Below are 2,341 nucleotides of genomic sequence, written 5' to 3' on the forward strand. Positions count from 1 at the left end.
GTGTCTTAGGTGAATATTAAATTTAATATTAAAAGATAGACTTGAAATATTGTTAACTTAAGAGATGATTAGGTATTTAATAATTATAAATTAATCAAAATAAGTACATTTTCAAAAATTAACAAACGTTAATTAAGTAAGGCTGTTTGTATTCGTTTATAATATTACGGTGGTGTAAGTGTTGTTTATATTTAGTTTTTCAATTAGTAGTAAATAATCTAGTTGTTTTAAGTAAAGTTACTTTCAGTTAATGAGGATTATATTTATGTTTACTCAGAAGAAATCACCTATTACTCATTTTGTATTGACAGGTATTTGTGCGGCAGTTTTAGCTGCATGTGCTAGCTCGAATGGAGAACCGGGTTCTCCGATAAGTCCATCTGTGGCACCTAATGATATTAGTAATAATACCAACAAAGGTAATTCCAATAAGGATAATACAAATAAACCTAATACCGGTAAAGATAACGCCGGTAAGGACAATGCAACTAAGCCTACTACCGGTAAAGATAACGCCGGTAAGGACAATGCAACCAAGCCTACTACCGGTAAAGATAACACCGGTAAGGACAATGCAAGCAAACCCACTACCGGTAAGGATAACACCGGTAAGAATAATGCAACCAAACCTAATACTGGCAAAGATAATTTAGCTCAAGTTAATGAGCAAATTTCTAAAAATATTCAGAATAAATTAGTAACTCTTAGATTGAGTGATGTAGTAAAAACAGAAGAATTTAGTCAAGCTGAAGTAGATACAGGTTTTATTGCAAATAACTTTGCTGCAAACCCATTGTTGGAGAAAGCTTCCGAGAATACTTTTGTTTATGATAGTGCACATATTATCGAAACTTCTGGGGGGCGTGGAAAATATAAACTTTTACGTCCCCAAACGGTTATATTGGGAGGTGTAGCAACACGTTATAAAGTAAATAAAATCGATGGATATATTAAGAGAGAGTATGGTTATGATGAAATTGATACCCCATTAAATTCAAAAAATTTAATTGGTGTAGATAAGCGTAATGCAAATGGTATTTTAATTAAACAGGGTAGTAGTGTTAATATCTTAGACCAAGCGGCCAGCAAATTCGAGTTGGATAGTGTAGGTGGTAGCCGTTATACACAATGGTTTAATAATTTTGAAACTAATGCAGATAATAAAACTTCTTTAGATAAAGGGCGCCGTGTATTAGCTGATGTAGAATATAAATTAGATGATAAGGGTAATCCGATATGGAACATATCTACTAAACCTAATAAGGGTTATCAATATGCACATTCTTTGAATAATTATTTTGATAATAATCCGGATGACGAATTATATGTTAATCAAAATGGTGAATATGCATATCGCTTTACTTTGAATAAAACTACTACATTTAAAGTTAGCTCGGAAGCAGCAAAAGTAAATCCAGAGCGCGCAGATGCGCTTAAAGCTTTGGGTTGGGTTGCGGATAAACAATATACTTACCCTGCTGGTAGCTATTTTCTTGTAACACAAAAAGATGGTAGGTTGAAGATTGTAGCTGATAAAGGGCAAATGACCGAAGTGTCATTATATTCAATTCATACCGGTATTGATAATAATAAGGCATTAGGCGCATTTCAAAATAAACGTGTAATTGCTGAAATGTTTAGTGCACTGCGCTATGGAAAGGTAAATGAAGTTCGTGCGATTTATACTTATGATGTTGGACAAGCCAATGGTTTTAACCAACAATATCTCTCATTGACTGCATGGCGTTATAAAAATGGCGATGGTAGTTATGGGGTTAATACTCCGTATAATATCGGCATTTTTGACCGAGTTATTACTGAGAATGGTATGGTTGCCAATGTCTATGATATGAAGACTAAAAAAGGATTATCTGCTAAATATACAGGTGTTGCTTATTCTAGCAGAGACGGTAAACAAGACGGCGTGATGAATATGACTGCGCAGTTCCATGAACCAAATATGGCTTACAATACTGTTTTAAGTAATAATGTTACCTTTAATGGAGCAATTACCAATCGTCGCTTAGATGATAAACGTAATGTATATTTCGCTAGTGGTAATGTAAAAACAGAAAGTGGAATGCCTTCTGCAACTGCAGGTCAAAAAGTCTCTCTAGTGGGAAGCAAACAACTTGCTAACGATATCACTGTTTGGATGAAGGGAAAAAATCCAGGTGAAAATAAAGTGATTTATGGTAAAGGTGACATACGTTTTGCTGGCCCAAATGCTGAAGAAGTGGGTGGTGTGTTAAAAATTACGACCAGCCATGGTGAAAATAATATTGGTTTTATTGGCAAGCGTTAATACGCTGATTAAACAATAAGCAGCAGGAGCTTAGCA

1 protein-coding gene is annotated in these 2,341 nt (G+C 34.4%); it reads left to right on the forward strand.

Translation table 11 applies throughout. The features are described from left to right. The first annotated feature begins 265 nt into the window (after positions 1 to 265). Positions 266 to 2,305, forward strand: coding sequence for a hypothetical protein (locus tag ACTHS3_RS11660; protein WP_070734778.1), 2,040 nt, complete (start codon positions 266 to 268; stop codon positions 2,303 to 2,305). Positions 2,306 to 2,341 lie beyond the last annotated feature (36 nt).

It is taken from the genome of Neisseria sp. P0009.S007 (assembly GCF_051962515.1).